The organism is Ornithinicoccus hortensis (assembly GCF_006716185.1).
Classification (GTDB): Bacteria; Actinomycetota; Actinomycetes; order Actinomycetales; family Dermatophilaceae; genus Ornithinicoccus; species Ornithinicoccus hortensis.
The window spans coordinates 3047428-3063422 of sequence record NZ_VFOP01000001.1 but is presented as its reverse complement, the minus strand read 5'-3'; the positions used below and the strand labels follow the sequence as shown (position 1 = coordinate 3063422).

The 15995-nt window shown below is 73.4% G+C and carries 13 protein-coding genes; 9 read left to right on the top strand and 4 right to left on the bottom strand.

All coding sequences use genetic code 11. The annotated features are described in order from the left end of the window. Window positions 1-50: 50 nt before the first annotated feature. Complete coding sequence (locus FB467_RS19360; RefSeq protein WP_141785692.1) at window positions 51-1571, top strand: HNH endonuclease signature motif containing protein; 1521 nt, start codon at window positions 51-53, stop codon at window positions 1569-1571. Between the two features lie 132 nt (window positions 1572-1703). Here the strand turns inward: FB467_RS19360 and FB467_RS14265 are convergent, their stop codons facing one another. Genes FB467_RS14265 through FB467_RS14255 form a run of 3 tightly spaced genes read right to left on the bottom strand, consistent with a single transcriptional unit; the run spans window position 1704 to window position 5481 of the window. Next, window positions 1704-2777 (bottom strand): ABC transporter ATP-binding protein, encoded by a 1074-nt coding sequence (locus tag FB467_RS14265; RefSeq protein ID WP_141785691.1) that lies wholly within the window; start codon window positions 2775-2777, stop codon window positions 1704-1706. Beyond that, window positions 2774-4414 carry an ABC transporter permease gene (locus FB467_RS14260; RefSeq protein WP_228393414.1) on the bottom strand — a complete coding sequence of 547 codons (1641 nt, stop codon included), beginning with the start codon at window positions 4412-4414 and terminating at the stop codon, window positions 2774-2776. The genes FB467_RS14265 and FB467_RS14260 overlap by 4 nt, the downstream gene beginning before the upstream one ends. After that, window positions 4414-5481: an ABC transporter substrate-binding protein gene (locus FB467_RS14255; protein ID WP_141785690.1), complete on the bottom strand. Its 1068-nt coding sequence runs from the start codon at window positions 5479-5481 to the stop codon at window positions 4414-4416. Before FB467_RS14255 ends, FB467_RS14260 begins: the two co-directional genes overlap by 1 nt. A gap of 154 nt (window positions 5482-5635) precedes the next feature. Between FB467_RS14255 and FB467_RS14250 the strand changes: the two genes are divergently transcribed. Beyond that, window positions 5636-5986: a VOC family protein gene (locus FB467_RS14250; protein WP_141785689.1), complete on the top strand. Its 351-nt coding sequence runs from the start codon at window positions 5636-5638 to the stop codon at window positions 5984-5986. Here the strand turns inward: FB467_RS14250 and FB467_RS14245 are convergent. After that, on the bottom strand, window positions 5876-6853 hold the full coding sequence (locus FB467_RS14245; protein ID WP_211350616.1) for an EamA family transporter: 978 nt from the start codon (window positions 6851-6853) through the stop codon (window positions 5876-5878). The two genes, FB467_RS14250 and FB467_RS14245, sit on opposite strands and share 111 nt — an antisense overlap. 79 nt (window positions 6854-6932) lie before the next feature. Here FB467_RS14245 and FB467_RS14240 point away from each other — a divergent pair, with 79 nt between their 5' ends. The 7 genes from FB467_RS14240 (at window position 6933) to FB467_RS14210 (ending at window position 15917) form a co-directional block, all read left to right on the top strand. Beyond that, window positions 6933-7802, top strand: coding sequence for a LysR family transcriptional regulator (locus tag FB467_RS14240; protein ID WP_141785688.1), 870 nt, complete (start codon window positions 6933-6935; stop codon window positions 7800-7802). Between the two features lie 131 nt (window positions 7803-7933). Continuing rightward, on the top strand, window positions 7934-9010 hold the full coding sequence (locus FB467_RS14235; RefSeq protein ID WP_141785687.1) for a WxL protein peptidoglycan domain-containing protein: 1077 nt from the start codon (window positions 7934-7936) through the stop codon (window positions 9008-9010). 66 nt (window positions 9011-9076) lie between these two features. After that, entirely contained in the window at window positions 9077-9946 is an 870-nt protein-coding gene (gene efeU / locus FB467_RS14230; protein ID WP_141785686.1) for an iron uptake transporter permease EfeU, read from the top strand. 46 nt (window positions 9947-9992) lie between these two features. Next, window positions 9993-11159 (top strand): iron uptake system protein EfeO, encoded by a 1167-nt coding sequence (gene efeO, locus FB467_RS14225; RefSeq protein WP_141785685.1) that lies wholly within the window; start codon window positions 9993-9995, stop codon window positions 11157-11159. Window positions 11160-11191: 32 nt separating this feature from the next. Continuing rightward, window positions 11192-12565 carry an iron uptake transporter deferrochelatase/peroxidase subunit gene (gene efeB / locus FB467_RS14220; protein WP_141785684.1) on the top strand — a complete coding sequence of 458 codons (1374 nt, stop codon included), beginning with the start codon at window positions 11192-11194 and terminating at the stop codon, window positions 12563-12565. Further along, window positions 12562-14268 (top strand): dynamin family protein, encoded by a 1707-nt coding sequence (locus FB467_RS14215; protein ID WP_141785683.1) that lies wholly within the window; start codon window positions 12562-12564, stop codon window positions 14266-14268. The genes efeB and FB467_RS14215 overlap by 4 nt, the downstream gene beginning before the upstream one ends. Further along, window positions 14265-15917: a GTPase gene (locus tag FB467_RS14210; RefSeq protein ID WP_141785682.1), complete on the top strand. Its 1653-nt coding sequence runs from the start codon at window positions 14265-14267 to the stop codon at window positions 15915-15917. The genes FB467_RS14215 and FB467_RS14210 overlap by 4 nt, the downstream gene beginning before the upstream one ends. Window positions 15918-15995 lie beyond the last annotated feature (78 nt).

Genomic DNA, 15995 nt, shown 5'->3' with positions numbered 1-15995 from the left:
TTACGGGCCGGGTGTGGCAGGTGGGGTTTGCCCGTGGGAGGTGAGGGGTCGTGGCGATACAACCGTTGGTAGCGGACGAGACGCCGGAGCACGGCCTCGCGCCGGGGCATGTGGTGGTGCGGGAGCATCCGGTGGAGTTGATGGTGGCGGGGTTGGAGGCGTCGTTGGGGTCGGCTCCGGTGCAGGCGTGGGCGGGGTTGGAGCCGGCGGTGGTGCGGTCGTTGTACGGGCGGGTCGCTCGGGTGGTCGAGCGGTTGTCGGCGCACAAGATGGCCGCCGCGAGGGTGTTGGAGACCGCCGGGACGGCCAAGGCCGCGGGGGCGGCGTCGACGGGGTCGTTGCTGGGTGGGGACTTTGGTGGGGACCGGCGTGAGGGTGATGGCCTGGTCCGCCTGGGACAGACGTTGGCGCGTGCGAAGGCGTCTGGGACCGAGGGGGCGTTTGCTGCCGGGGAGATCACCCGGGCGCAGGCGCAGGTGATCGGGTCGATCCTGGGAAGCCTGGACGCAGACGTCACCCAAAGTGAGCGGGAGGCCGCGGAGGCCACGTTGTTGGGTGAGGCACAAGGGTTGAGTTTGCGGGACCTGCGGGCCCGTGGGGACCGGATCACTGAGGCGTTCCGTCCCCTCGACCAGGTGGACCGGGACGAGGAACAGGCCGTGCGGGCGCGGGAGCGGGCGGCGTGGGCTGCCACGGAGTTCTGGATGCGGGATACCGGGGCCGGGACGTACCAGGGCGGGTTCACCATCCCGACCGTCGCGGGAGAACTATTGAAGACGATGCTGGACGCGGTCGCCTCTCCCCGCCGCAACCACCTACGCCGCACCGACAACCCGACGAACAGCAACGGGGCCGGTAACGGGTCGGGTAATGCCACGGGCGCTTTCGGCCCGGCCGTCGGTAACGCCGGCAGCACTGGTGGTGTCGGCGGCGCCGGGGCCGGTGGTGGCGGTGGGCCGGTGGGTGTGGTGGATGAGGGGTCGTATCAGCAGCGGTTGGGTCAGGCGTTCTGTGCGTTGATCGAGCATGCCCCGACCGATGGGTACGCGCCGGCCGGGGGTTCGGCGGCGGTGGTCGCGGTCTCGTTGTCGCAGGAGAAGCTGGTCTCGGGGATCGGGTGTGGGACGACCTCGACCGGGGTGCGGTTGACGGCCGGGGAGATTCGCCGGTTGGCGTGTAACCAAAGGGTGTTGCCGCAGGTCTTTGACGGGTCGTCGTTGCCGTTGGATCACGGGGTCGCGCGGCGGTTGTTCACCCGGCATCAGCGGATCGCGATCGGTCAGCGGGACATGGGGTGTGTGATGCCCGGGTGTGACCGTCCCCCGGGGTGGTGCGAGCTGCACCACGCAGGACAGCCGTGGGCTGCTGGAGGGCGCACGGACCTGGACCAGGGTGTGATGTTGTGCGCGTTCCACCACCACCTGGTCCATGAGCAGGGGTGGGTGATCAGGTTCCACCCCGACGACGGGATCCCGGAGTTCCGGGCACCCGGGACACCCAAGGACGCGTGGACCCGGAATGCCCGGTACCGTCCACCGCGAGATCTCGGGGTGGCCCCCACAACAGCCTGACCCCAACCCACCCACCGGACCACCGGACCCGGACCCCCACACGGGGCCCGGGACACCGGCACGCCCAGGTGTCGCCAGACGAGCCTGCTGCCAGGCGGACGACGGGCGAGAGCCGAGGTGCGGCGGGGATTGTCAGGCGGGGTAGACGGCCGCGTGGCGGATCCGCAGGCCCACGTCCTGGCCGGGGGCGACGGGGTGGTCCGCGGAGGGGTCGGTGGACGTCAGGGCGCGGACCTGCTGGCCCAGCCACCGGCATACGACGGTGCTGCCGGACCGGCCGTAGAGGACGGCCTCGACCACGGCAGGTGGTCCGTCGCCGGTGCCGGGGGCGCAGACCTCCAGTCCCTGTGGGAGCAGCGCCAGCGTCGCGGGGCCGCGCACCGGGCCGGCCGGGGCGGTCTGACGGTCTGGGCTGACGGTCAGTGTGCCGGTGGTGTCGGCGAAGGTCCCGTCAGCGGATACCTGTCCGTCGAGCAGGGCGGCGTCGTGCAGGAAGGTCGCGACGGAGGCCGAGGCGGGGGCGTCGACGAGTTCGCTCGGGCTGCCCACCTGGGCGACCCGGCCGTCGTGGAGCACGGCGATCCGGTCGGCGAGGGCGAGCGCCTCGTCCCGGTCGTGGGTCACTTGGATGACGGTGAGGCCTTCGGTGTCGACCAGCTGTCGCAGGGTCAGACGCAGGGCCGCGCGCAGCGGCTCGTCGAGGGCGGAGAGGGCCTCGTCCAGCAGCAGCGCCTCGGGCCGGGCGACGATCGCGCGGGCCAGGGCGACCCGCTGGCGCTGGCCGCCGGAGAGCGTGTCGGGGCGGCGGTCGGCATACGCGGTCAGGCCGACCACCTCGAGGGCGTGCTCGATCCGTTCCCGGCGCTCGGCGCGGCCGACCTTGCGGCGCTTCAGCGGGTAGGCGACGTTCTGGCCGACCGTCATGTGGGGCCACACCGCGTGGTGCTGGAAGACCATCGCCAGGTTGCGGTCTTCCGGCGGCACGGGGCGCTGGCCACCGCCGACGAGCACCCGGTCACCGGCCCGCACGGTGCCGGACACCGGGTCCAGGAAGCCGGCGACGGTGCGCAGCAGGCTGGTCTTGCCGGAGCCGGAGGGTCCGAGCAGGGTCAGCACCGTTCCGTCGGGAACCTCCAGGTCGATGTCGTGGAGGACCGGGACCCGGCCGTAGGCGGCGGACAGGCCCTCGATCGCGATCCGGCTCACACCCGCACCCCCTGGGCCATCGAGGAGGTGCCGCGCAGCCAGCGGCGCCGCCGGTGGCTTCCGCGGGGGACCACGAGGGCCACGGCGGCGATCCCGACCAGCATGAAGATGAGCGACAGCGCGGACGAGGCGTTGTAGTCGCCGGCCTGCTGGTAGCCGAAGATCACCACGCCGAGGGTCTGGGTGCCGGGGGAGACCAGGAGGACGGACAGGGTGAGCTCCCGGACGGCGGTCACCGCGACGAGGGCGGCTCCGCTCACGGTGGCGGGCAGGGCCAGCCGGATGCTGGTGTCCCACAGCGAGCGCAACGGGCCGGCGCCGGAGAGCCGGGCGGCCTCCTCGAGGGAGCCGGACATCGCAGCCAGGGGACCGCGGACCGATTGCACGACCATGGCGGTGAACGCCGTGACGTAGGCGCCGAGGATGATCCATCCGGTGTTGTAGAGCCCGGTGTAGCGGCCCAGGATGAGCCAGCCGACCGCGATGATCAGCCCGGGGACGGCCTGGGGCAGGAGCACGGTGAACAGCATGCCCGCGGACGTGCGGGAGGCAGCGCGCGTGGTGAGGACGCCGACGGCCAGGCCGAGCAACGCGCAGAGCAGTGCGGCGCCCCCGGCCAGCAGCACGGAGTTGGTCACGCCGGAGACGGTACTGGGTGCCGTGACCACGCGGCGCAGGTTGTCCAGGGTGACCGTCTCCCAGGTGAGCGGCACGCCGGGGGCCGGCAGGATCGCCCGGGTGAGCAGCGCCAGGAGCGGCCCGAGGGTGACGACTAGGGCGACGACCCAGGCGACCACGGAAACCGGGGCGCGCAGCGCCCCCAGGCGCAGCGGGGTGCCCACCTGGCCCGCGGCCTCCAGTTCCACGGGACGACGGGCGGCCAGCCGGTCCACGATCACGCCCGCGATGCCCAGGACGAGGAGGACGATCCCGATCTGGGAGGTCACCTGGAGCGGGGCGTCGACCGTGCCGGACTGCAGCATCCGGTAGATCATCGTGGCGAGGGTGTCGTAGCCGGCCGGTGAGCCGACCAGGATCGGGATGCCGAAGTCGCCCAGGTTGCTCACCATGACGAGGGTGAACGCCGCCAGGAGGGCGGGCCGCACCAGCGGCAGGGTGATGTCGCCGAACACCCGCCGGGGGGTCGCCCCGGCCGCGCGGGCGGCGAGCTCCAGGTCGTCCGGCACCCGGGCCAGTGCGGCCGAGACCACGAGGTAGGCGACGGGCAGGGAGTGCAGGGTGAGCAGGAAGATCACCCCGCCCCCGCCATACATCTGCCACGGCGCCCAGCCGGTGAGGGTGTGGACCAGGCCGCCGCGGGTGAGCAGCCCGGTCCAGGCGATCGCCCCGACGAACGGCGGGACGAGCAGCGGGGTGAGCATCAGCAGGCGCACCGCGCCGCGTCCGCCGAGGTCCGAACGGTCGACCAACAGCGCCAGGCAGGCGGCCCCGGCGACGGCGAGCAGTGCCGAGACGGCGGCGGACACCACCGAGTTGACGGCGGCGTCCAGCAGCCCGGCCTCGAGCAGCATCGGCAGGTGGTTGGCCCCGAAGGCGAGGGAGACCACCATGACCAGCGGGGTGATCACCACCCCGGCCAGGGCCACCCAGACCGAGAGCCGCAGCAGGGGGGTCACTACGGCAGGACCGCCTCCTTGAACAGGTCCACGGCGCGGCCCTGTTCGGCGCTGACCTCCTCGAGCGGCACCTCCAGCAGGTGCAGCTCATCCATCGACGGGGCGCCCTCGGGCGTGCCCACGTCGGCGCGGACGGGCAGGTAGTTCTGCTCGACGGCGAGGGTCTGTCCCTCGGTGGAGACCAGGAAGTCGACGAAGGCCTGGGCGCCCGCCGGGTTGGCGCTGGAGGCGAAGACCGCCGCCGGCTGGGCGATGTAGGGCACCCCCTCGCTGGGGTAGGAGACGGCCACCGGCGAACCCTGCGCCGCCAGGTCGCGGACCAGGTAGTCGACCACCACGCCGACCGGGCGGGAGCCGTCGGCGATCGCCTGGGAGGTGGGGCCGTTGGACTCGGCCACGAGGACGTCGTTCTCCCCGAGCGCGCGGATCCAGTCCTCGCCGAGGCCGTCGGTCAGCAGCCAGACGGCCGCGTTGAACGCGGCGGCACCGGACACGTCGGGGTTGGGCATCACCAGCTGGCCGGCGTAGGCCGGGTCGGTCAGCTCCGCCCAGCTGGTGGGTGGGGTGTCGACGGCGCCGGTGTTGTAGGCGATGACGGTCGGGATCACCCGGGTCCCGACGTAGTAGCCCTCCGGGTCCACGACGGACTCCAGTAGGGCGTCGGCGTCGGCCGGGGTGTACTCCAGCAGCAGGTCCTCGGCCTTGTAGGCCTCGAACGTCGGGGCGTCCGCGGCGAGGAGGATGTCGGCGCCGACCTCGCCCGTCTCGAGCTCGGCGGCGATCCGGGCCTTGAGGTCGCCCGTGCCGGCCCGGAAGACCTGCACCTCCACGTCCGGGTTGCCCTCGTTGAAGGCGGCCACGACCTCGTCGATCTTCTCCTGCGGCTCGGAGGTGTAGACGGTGATGCTGCCCCCGCCCGCCTCGCCACCACCAGACGCGGTGCCTGCCTCCTGGTCGCCGGCGGGTCCGCCGTCACCGCCGCCGTCGTCGGCGGCGGGCTCGCTGCACGCGGTGAGCAGCAGCGCCGCGGAGATCAGGGTGGTCACGAGTGCGCCGGCTGCCTTCATCGGGTGGTCTCCTTCGGATCCGCAGAACCTGTCGCGGTGGGAACTGTACGGGGCCTGATGATCCAAGGCCACGCGGACCACCGTATGGCGAATGCCGGGTGACCCGCGGGTGAACCCGGCGCGCGGTGTCGGTGGCTCGTCCTACGCTCCGGGGATGACACTGAAACTCGCGATGATCACGGTCGACACCACCGATGCCGAGAGCCTGGCCGCCTGGTGGGCGGAGCAGACCGGTGCGCGCATCGTCGACACCAACGACGGGTGGTTCGTCATCCTGGCGGGCGGTGGCGTGCCGGGCAGGCTCGCCTTCCAGAAGGTCGACGAGGTCACGCCGGGCAAGAACCGCGTGCACCTCGACCTGACCGCCGACGACCTCGAGGCGGAGACGGAGCGGCTACTGGCGGCCGGCGCGAGGCTGGTCGAGCGCCGCGGGACCGAGGACTTCCGCTGGAACACACTCACCGACCCACAGGGCAACGAGTTCTGCGTGGCCGGGGCGGAGTAGGCCGCCGGTCGGCGGCGGTCGGCGGCGGACGGGTGCGAGTTGTCCGGCGACCAGCGCGGCCAGGGCCAGGGCGAAGCCGAGCACCTGGGGCGTGGTGAGCGTCTCGCCCAGGACCAGGACGCCCAGCCCGGCCGCCACCAGCGGGGAGAGCAGACCGAGCAGCGCCGTGGCGGTCACGGGAAGGGTGCCCAGCCCCCGGAACCAGAGCGTGTAGGCCAGGATCCCGCCGACCAGGCCGAGCCACAGGTACCCACCCAGGGCGGCCGCGTCGATCCCCGTCGGGACGCCCTCGTGCAGGGCGGTCGGCACCACCAGCACCAGGCCACCCGCGGTGAGCAGCCACCCGGCATACGCCAGTGACCCGACCCCCTCGGGGCGACCCCACCGCTTGGTCAGGGTGACGCCCAGCGCCATCGAGGCGGCGCCCGCCACCCCGGCGAGCAAGCCGGTGGCGTCGAGGGCGGCGTCCGGGCCCAGGACGATGAGGCCGACCCCGATGACGCCGACGATGCCCCAGCCCAGTCGCCAGCGGGAGAGCCGTTCGCCGAGGACGACCACTGCGAGGCCGGCGACCATGATCGGCTGCGAGGCGCCCAGGGTGGCGGCCACCCCGCCGGGCAGCCGCTCGGCGGCGAGGAACAGCAGGGGGAAGAACAGGCCGATATTCAGGGTGCCCAGGACGAGCGCCTTCCACCACCAGTCCCCGTGGGGCAGGGTCCGCGCCAGGAGCACGGCGAGCAGGCCCGCGGGGAGGGCCCGGGTGAGCGCGGCGAACATCGCGCCGTCGGCGGGCAGGAACTCGGTGGTCACCAGGTAGGTGGTGCCCCAGACGGCCGGGGCCAGGGCGGTCGTGAGGGTGCGTCTCATGCAGCCACTGTCCGTCGCCGACCATCGATCGGTCCAATACATTGTTGTCATGACACCGATCGTGATCCACGATTGATCGGTGGAACTCCAACAGATGCGCTACGTGCTGGCGGTGGCCGAGACCGGCAACTTCACCCGGGCGGCGGCGCAGTGCTTCGTGGTCCAGTCGGCCCTGAGCCACCAGGTGAAGTCGCTGGAGCGCGAGCTCGGGTTGACCCTCTTTGCCCGGACGAGTCGCCGGGTCGAGCTGACGAGCGCGGGGGAGGCCTTCCTGCCGGCGGCACGGGCCTGCCTGGAGGCCGCGGAGCGGGCCGTGGTCGAGGCGGCGGCCGCGGCCGGGCAGGTGCGCGGCCGGCTGAGCATCGGGGTGATCCCCACCGTGACCGCGCTGGACGTGCCCGACGCCCTGCGCCGGTTCCGGGACGCCCACCCGCAGGTGCCCGTGGGTCTGCGGGTGGGCAGCAGCCGGGACTTCCTCCGGGAGATCCGGGAGGGGGTGCTGGACATCGCGCTGCTCGGCCTGCCGGTGACCGAGCCGCCGCGCGGGGTGGCCCACCGGGAGCTGCGCCGTAGCCGCCACCTGGCGGTGGTGCCGTCCGGGCACCGGCTCGGCCGGCGCCGGAGACTGCGCCTGGCGGACCTGGCGGAGGAGGTGTTCGCCGACTTCCCCGCGGAGTCCCCCGGGCGGGCCCAGAGCGACCTGGCCTTCACCGCGGCAGGTCTGCAGCGACAGGTGGCCTTCGAGATGACCGCGGTGGACCACATCCTCGACCTCGTCGACGCGGGCCTGGCGGTGGCCCTGCTGCCACCCGGCACGGTGCCGGACAGGCCGGGACTCCGGACCGTGCCCGTGGTCGACGGTCCGGAGCGCATCGAGCACCTGGCCTGGAGCGACTTCAACCCCAGCCCCGCCAGCTCGGCGTTCCTGCGCGTGCTCGGATTCGACTGAGTCGCAGGCGCTCCCTTATCTCATTATTTACGTCATGTCAATATGGCGGGGCGCGACCGGGGCCCGGCCCACGGCTGGAGCAGCCCACCCAACCCGGTGAGAAGAAGAAACCGGTGAGAGGGAACCTTCTGATGACCAAGCCACCCTCCGTGTTGGCAACCCTGCTGTCGACCCTGCTGACGGGCTTGCTCACGGCCCTGCTGGCCCTGGGCGGGACGGGCGCGGCGTGGGCCGCGGGCGAGGCGGATGCGCCCACGGGTGACGAGCTGACCTGGAGCGTCCGTCCGGCGGACAACGAGCACGGCACGGACCGGGCGAACTACGGCTACCTGCTGGACCCGGGCGCCGAGATCACCGACGCGTTCGTGGTCACCAACGCCAGCCCGCAGGAACTCACGCTGGCGGTCTATGCCGCGGACGGGTACACCACGCCGTCCGGCCACCTGGACCTGCAACCAGCGGACACCCCGGCGACGGACCTGGGCGCCTGGGTGACGCCCGACACCGACCAGCTGGTGCTGGCGCCCGGGGAGAGCGAGTCCGTGGAGTTCACCCTCGCGGTGCCGGAGGACGCGGCGCCGGGAGACCACCCCGGGGGGATCGTGACCTCCTACGTGACGGGCGACGAGACGGGGACCGTCCGGCTGGACCGCAGGCTGGGCTCCCGGATCCACGTCCGCGTGTCGGGGGAGCAGCAGGTCGCCCTCGCCGTGAGCGACCTGACCGTGGACCAGCCCTTCGGGGCGAACCCGATCGAGCCGGTGACCACCACGGTCCGGTACACGCCCACCAACACCGGCAACGTGCGGGCGCTCGGCCACGAGACGGTCACGGTGTCCGGACCCGGGGGGCTGGCCGGCACGTCCGCAGAGGTGGTCGTCGACGAGATCATGCCCGGCAGCTCGGTGACCCGGGAGGTGGCGCTCGAGGGGACCTGGCCGTTGCTGCGGGGTCTCGGCCGAGGTCGCCGTGGTGCCGGAGGCGGTAGCCGGCCAGCTGGCCCAGCCGGCGCAGGCGTCGGCCGCTGCCTGGGCGGTCCCGTGGGTCGCCCGCGGGGTCGTCCTCGTCCTCCTGGTCCTGAGCGGGTGGCTCGGGGTCCGCCGGGCGGGGAAGAAGCCGGACCAGAGGGCCGCGGTCCGGGCCGGGAGATCCGACAGCGACACGGGCTCGACAGCGCCCGCCACAGGCGTATAGTCCGATTCGGATAGGCAAGGCTAACCTCACGGACAACGCCCACGGTGCTCCGTGAACCACCGCGGAAAGGACGCACCGTCGTGCTGGGGAACTACCTGATCGGGCTGCGCGAAGGGCTGGAGGCGGCGCTGGTCGTCGCGATCCTGATCGCCTACCTGGTCAAGAGCGACCGGCGGCACCTGCTGCCGGCGGTCTGGGCGGGGATCGGGGTCGCCGTCGCGCTGTCCCTCGGCTTCGGCGCCCTGCTCACCTTCGGCCCGCAGGGCCTGACCTTCCAGGCCCAGGAGCTGATCGGGGGCAGCCTGTCGATCATCGCCGTCTGCTTCGTGACCTACATGGTCTTCTGGATGGCGCGCACCGCGCGTGGCATGAGCGGGGAGCTGCGCCACCAGCTGGACCGCGCAGCGGAGGGCGGCAAGGCCTCCGTCGTCGTGCTGGCGATGCTCGCGGTCGGCAGGGAGGGGCTGGAGACGGCCCTGTTCATCTGGGCGGCCTCCCGCGCCGCCGCCGGCGTGTCCGGGGAGTCGACGCTCGTGCCGCTGGGCGGTGCCCTCCTCGGCATCCTCACCGCCGTCGTGCTGGGCTGGCTGTTCTACCGGGGCACGGTGAGGCTCAACCTGGCGGTCTTCTTCCGCTGGACCGGCGCCTTCCTGGTGCTGGTCGCCGCCGGCGTCCTCTCCTACGGGGTGCACGACCTGCAGGAGGCGGGCGTGCTGCCCGGGCTCAACACCCTGGCCTTCGACTTCTCTGACACGGTCGCCCCGGGCACCGTGCTGGCCACCGTGGTCAAGGGGATCCTCAACCTCGCGCCCTCGATGACCGTCCTCGAGGTCGCCACGTGGGTGTTGTATGCCGTGCCCGTCATGGTGATCTTCCTGCGGGCCACCCGGCCCTCCGGACCGCCCCACCGGGCACCCACCGGCCAGGCGCCGGCGACGCGTCCGACCTGACCCCCGACATACCAACCCACCCGCACACCACAAGGAGCACCCCACCATGCGCAGAGTCCTGCCCACCGTCCTCGTCGGCGCGCTGGCGATCACCGTCGCCGGCTGCCAGAGCAACAGCCCCGAGGAGTCCACCGAGTCCGGAGAGGCGGGCGGGCCGCTGTCCGTGGTCTCGACCGACGACCAGTGCGAGGTGTCCACCACGGAGGCACCGTCCGGGCGGATCGCGTTCTCGGTGAAGAACGAGGGCAGCCAGGTGACGGAGTTCTACCTGCTCGGGGACGACGGGCTGCGGATCATCGGCGAGGTGGAGAACATCGGGCCCGGGCTGACCCGGGACCTGGTGCTGCAGGCCGCCCCCGGTGACTACTTCACGGCGTGCAAGCCGGGCATGGTGGGCGAGGGCATCCGCGCGGCCTTCACGGTCAGCGACTCCGGCGCCGACCTGGTCGCGGGGGAGGACGCCGAGCTGGTCGAGCAGGCCAACGTGCAGTACGGCTCCTACGTCAAGGACCAGACCGAGCAGCTGCTCACCGAGACCCAGGAGTTCGCCGAGCTCTACACCGCCGGCGACGACGACGCGGCGCGGGCGCTCTACCCGGAGGCCCGGGTGCACTGGGAGCGGATCGAGACGGTGGCCGAGGCGTTCGGCGACCTCGACCCGCGGATGGACCTGCGGGAGGCCGACCTGGAGCCGGACCAGGAGTGGACCGGCTGGCACGCCATCGAGAAGGACCTATGGCCGCCGGTCGACGGCTCCTACGAGGCCAAGACCGACGAGGAGCGCACGGCGCTGGCCGACCAGCTGGTCGCCGACACCCAGGAGCTCTACGACCGCACCCGGGACCAGGACTACACGGCCGACCAGATCGGCAACGGCGCCAAGGGCCTGCTGGACGAGGTCGCGACCGGCAAGGTGACCGGCGAGGAGGAGTACTGGTCGCACACCGACCTGTGGGACTTCCAGGCCAACGTCGACGGTGCTCGGGTCGGCTGGGAGGGGCTGCGTCCCCTGCTGCAGCAGAAGGACCCGGAGCTGGACGCGGAGGTGGAGACCCGGTTCGAGGAGCTGCAGGCACTGCTGGACGAGCAGCGCGACGGCGAGGGCTTCGTGCTCTACACCGACCTGTCGACCGAGGAGGTCAAGGCGCTGTCCGACGCGGTCAACGCCCTGTCCGAGCCGCTCTCGCAGGTCACCGCCGCGGTGCTGTCGTGAGGCGCGCGGCCAGGAAGCGGATGGTGCCGTAGGTGGGCGCAGCACGCGGTCCCGAGGGACGGCCGGGCACCCCGGGGGTGTCCCGCCGCCGGTTCCTCGGGTATGTCGGGGGTGGCGCCGCGGCCGGGATCGCCGGTGGGTATGCCGTGGGCCGGGCCGTCGGGTCCGACGGGTCCGGGGGCGGCACGGGCGGCGCCGGCGGGCTCCCGGACTCCTGGCCGTTCCACGGCACCCACCAGGCCGGGATCGTCACCCCGGCGCAGGACCGGATGCACTTCGCCGCCTTCGACCTGCGCACCGACTCCCGGGAGGAGCTGGTCGGGCTGCTCCAGGAGTGGTCGGCGGCGGCCGCGGCCATGACGCAGGGCCAGGTCGTGGGCGAGCCGGTCGGTGCCTACGACGCGCCGCCGGACGACACGGGCGAGGCGCTGGGGCTGCCGCCCTCCCGGTTGACCATCACCATCGGGCTCGGGCCCAGCCTGTTCGAGACGGCCGACGGGGTCGACCGGTTCGGGCTGGCCGACCGGCGCCCGGCGGCGCTCGAGCCATTGCCGCACTTCCCGGCTGACAACCTGGATCCTGCCCGAAGCGACGGGGACCTGTGCGTGCAGGCCTGTGCCGACGACCCCCAGGTGGCGGTCCATGCCGTGCGCAACCTGTCCCGGATCGCGTTCGGCCGCGCCGCCGTGCGGTGGTCCCAGCTCGGCTTCGGGCGCACCTCCTCGACGTCGACCAGCCAGGCCACGCCGCGCAACCTGTTCGGCTTCAAGGACGGCACGGCCAACCTCAAGGTCGAGGAGGAGGCCGCCGTCGCCGAGCACGTCTGGGTCGGGGAGGGGGACGACCCGGCAGCCGGGTGGATGCGGGGTGGGAGCTATCTCGTGGCGCGGCGGATCTCGATGCACATCGAGACCTGGGACCGCACCTCGCTGCGCGAGCAGGAGGCGTTGATCGGGCGCGACCGGGTGGAGGGGGCGCCGCTGTCCGGCGGTGAGGAGTTCACCGAGCCGGACTTCGCGCTGGCCGGGCGCGGCGGGGAGCCCCTCATCCCGGTCGACTCCCACGTCCGGCTGGCCCACCCGAGCCAGAACGACGGGGTGCGCCTGCTGCGCCGCGGCTACAACTTCGCCGACGGCACGACCGCCCTGGGGCGGCTGGATGCCGGGCTGTTCTTCATCGCCTACGTGCGCGACCCCCGGACCGGGTACGTGCCGATGCAGACCCGCCTCTCCCGCGACGACGCCCTGATGGAATACCTCCAGCACACCGGATCCGGCCTGTTCGCCGTGCCACCCGGTGCGAGCGAGGGCGGCTGGGTCGGGGAGGGACTGTTCGCTGACCAATCGGTGCGCCGCGGCGGGTCCGGTTTGTCGCAACGTCGCTCGGAGGGCAGTCTTGGGCCGTGACCCAGACTGAAACCGGCGAGGCCCTGCTCGGTGCGGTCGAACAGTTGCGCGCGGCCGCCGACGGGGTCCGGTTGCCGCTGGAACTGCCCGACGTCGACCCGGCCCGTGCCGCACGGGCGGGCCTGGTGCAGCAGTTGGACGACTACGTGCTGCCCCGGCTGCGGGCGCTGGACGCCCCCGTGCTGTGCGTGGTCGGCGGATCCACCGGCGCCGGCAAGTCCACCCTGGTCAACTCCGTGGTGAGCGAACCCGTCTCGCGCACCGGGGTGCTGCGCCCCACCACCCGGGCCTCAGTGCTCGTGCACCACCCCGAGGACGTGGCCTGGTTCACCGACGACCGGGTGCTGCCCGGCCTGGCCCGGCTGACCGGGTCGCCCACCGACTCCGACGACCCCACCTCGGTGCGCCTGGTGTCCTCCGCCGCGCTGCCGCAGGGGCTGGCCCTGCTGGACGCCCCCGACATCGACTCGGTGGTCCAGGCGAACCGGGACCTGGCCCGGCAGTTGCTGGCCGCGGCCGACCTGTGGCTGTTCGTCACCACGGCCGCCCGGTATGCCGACGCCGTCCCGTGGGACCTGCTGCGCCAGGCCGCCGAACGCGGCACCTCGGTGGCCATCGTGCTGGACCGCGTGCCACCGGAGGCGATGGAGGAGATCCGCACACACCTGGCCCAGATGCTGCGGGACCAGGGGCTGAACCAGTCGCCGATCTTCACCATCACCGAGACCCGGCTCGACGAGGACGGCATGCTGCCCCCGCGGGACACCGAGCGGCTCCGCGGCTGGTTGCACACGCTGGCCGGTGACGCCCGTGCCCGCTCGATGGTGATCCGCCGCACCCTCTCCGGCGCCCTCGACTCGCTCTCCGAGCGAGCGACCGGGCTGGGGGCCGCCGCGCGGTCCCAGGTGGAGAGCCGCGAGGCGCTGCACACCGCCGCGCTGACGGCATACAAGGAGGCGGTCCGTGGGGTCGAGGGGGGGATGCAGGACGGGACGCTGCTGCGGGGGGAGGTGCTCGCCCGGTGGCAGGAGCTGGTCGGGACCGGTGAGTTCCTGCGCCAGGTGGAGGTCGGGATCGGCCGACTGCGGGACCGGCTCAGCAGCTTCTTCCGGGGCAAGCCGGCCCGCACCGAACAGCTGGGAGAGGCGCTGCAGACCGGCGCCGCCTCGCTGGTGACCTCGCACGGTCAGGTGGCCGCCAGCCAGGCCGCCCGCACCTGGCGCAGCACCCCGGGTGGGGAGCCGCTGGTCCGCGCCAACCCCGACCTGGCCCACGGGTCCCCGGACCTGCCCGAACGGGTGGAGCGGCTGATCCGGGACTGGCAGGGCGAACTGCTCGACCTGGTGCGGAACGAGGCCGGGCAGAAGCGGGCGACCGCCCGCTACCTGGCCTTCGGGGTCAACGGGCTCGCCGTGCTGCTGATGCTGCTCGTCTTCGCCTCCACCGCAGGGCTGACCGGGCTCGAGGTCGGCATCGCCGGCGGCTCGGCGGTGCTGGCGCAGCGCCTGCTGGAGGCCGTCTTCGGCGACCAGGCGGTCCGGGAGCTGGCGGCCAAGGCCCGCGCGTCCTTGCTGGCCCGGGTCGAGGCCCTCTATGAGCAGGAACGTTCCCGGTTCGACCGGGTGCTCGAGCAGGTGGCGGTGGACCGCGAGGCCGGCCGCCGCGTCGAGCAGGCCGCCCGCGCCGTGCAGGACGCCCGATGAGGCTGGGGCGCAAGGGCGCCGACACCGGCCAGCGACCGTTGACCTGGCGCGCCGACCAGCTGGAGGAGGCGCTCGCCGTCGGTGGGTCCGAGCTCGACCCGGAGCCGGTGGCCGCGGCGACCGACCTGGTCGACAAGGTCCGCCAGCGCTGGGCGATCAAGGGCGGGCGCACCGTCGTCGCGCTGGCCGGCGCCACCGGGTCGGGCAAGTCCAGCCTGTTCAACGCCCTCGTCGGCGAGGAGGTCTCCACCATCGGGGCGCGCCGTCCCACCACCGCCACCGCCACTGCGGCCGTGTGGGGGCCCGAGCCGGCCGAGGAACTGCTGGAGTGGCTCGGCATACACCGGCGCCACCAGGTGCGGACCGGCGCCCCGGCCGGCACCGCCGACCCGCTCGACGGGCTGGTGCTCATCGACCTGCCCGACTTCGACTCCCGGGAGGTGGCGCACCGGGTCGAGGCCGACCGGGTGCTGGGACGGGCCGACGTCTTCGTGTGGGTCACCGACCCGCAGAAGTATGCCGACGCACGGCTGCACGAGGACTACCTGCGGCCGCTGCAGGACCACGAGGCGGTCATGCTGGTGGTGCTCAACCAGGTGGACCGGATCCCCTCGCCGGAGGCGGTGGAGCAGCTCAAGGCCGACCTGGCCCGGCTGGTGGCCGCGGACGGGGCCGGAGAGTTCGAGGTGATCGGCACCTCCGCCCGGTTGCAGCAGGGGCTGGACGACCTGCGCGGGGAGATCGGGGAGGTCGTCGGGGCCCGCACCGCCGCCGAGCAGCGGCTCGTCGGCGACCTGCGCGGGACGGCGCGGGAGTTGCGCGCCGGGGTGGCCGACACGGAACCGGCCCGGGGCAAGGACGAGGACGCCGCGCTGGTCGACGCGCTGAAACGGTCGGCGGGCGTGCCGGTCGTGCTCGAGGCGGTGCGCAAGGACTACCTGCGCCAGGCGGGCAGCCGGGCCGGGTGGCCGTTCACCCGGTGGATCGGCGCGCTGCGGCCGGACCCGCTGCGCCGGTTGCGGTTGGGTGATGACCGGGCGGGCGGGGCCGGGATCAGCCCCTCGGACGTGCGCACCGTGTTGGGCCGGTCCTCGCTGCCCGCCCCGAGCCCGGCCGCGCGCTCCGGGGTGGCGCTGGCGACCCGACGCGTCGGCGAGGCCGCGGGCGCGTCGTTGCCCCCGCGTTGGGCCGAGGCCGTCGCCCAGGCGGCGACGCCGGGCGACGGTGCCCTCGCCGACGCCCTCGACCAGGCGGTGATGGGCACCCCGCTGCGGGCCCGCAACCCCGCCTGGTGGTCCGTCCTGGGATTCCTGCAGCTGCTGCTGGCCGCCTGCGCGGTCGTCGGTCTGCTGTGGCTCGCGCTGCTGGCCGTGTTGGGCTGGCTGCAGGTGCCGATGGAGGCCCCGACCTGGGGACCCGTCCCGATCCCGCTGCTGCTCCTGGGCGGAGGTCTGGTCCTCGGGCTGGTGCTGGCCGCCCTGGCCAAGGTGCTGGCCCGGTCCGGTGCCCGGCACCGCCGCGCCGTGGTCGACGGGCGGCTCACCGAGGCCGTGCGCGGCGTCGCGACCGAGCACGTGCGCAGGCCGGTCGAGGCCGTCCTGGAGCGGCACCGACGCACCCGCCAGCACCTCGACGCCGTCCTGTCCTGACCGCCGCGGGGCCCGTTCCGTCCCATCCGCGGATCCTGTCCACAGCCACGGCGGTCGGGGTCCACCGTCCACAGGCCC